1 protein-coding gene is annotated in these 255 nt (G+C 54.5%); it reads left to right on the top strand.

What is annotated here, in order from left to right:
• On the top strand, positions 1–255 hold a 255-nt coding region (locus QWY30_RS16015; RefSeq protein ID WP_290242677.1), incomplete at both ends, for a tripartite tricarboxylate transporter substrate-binding protein.

Below are 255 nucleotides of genomic sequence, written 5' to 3'. Positions count from 1 at the left end.
TGCTGGAACCGCGATCGGTGCTGCTTACGTTGCAAAACAGCGTAATGATGGATACACATTGCTTGTTGCGTCCTCGACCTTCACGATGGCGCCTGCCGTGAATCCGAAACTTCCCTTCGATCCTGCTCGGGATTTCACTCCCGTCGCCATGATCGGGGAAGTCCCTCTGGTCTTGGCTGCCAAACCGAACGCTCCAGGCAAAAACGCGCAAGAGTACTTCGCTTATCTGAAGCGTACGCCCAATTTGAACTACGG

It is taken from the genome of Zwartia panacis (assembly GCF_030410395.1).
GTDB lineage: Bacteria > Pseudomonadota > Gammaproteobacteria > Burkholderiales > Burkholderiaceae_B > Zwartia > Zwartia panacis.
This window is presented reverse-complemented; position numbering and strand designations above follow the sequence as displayed.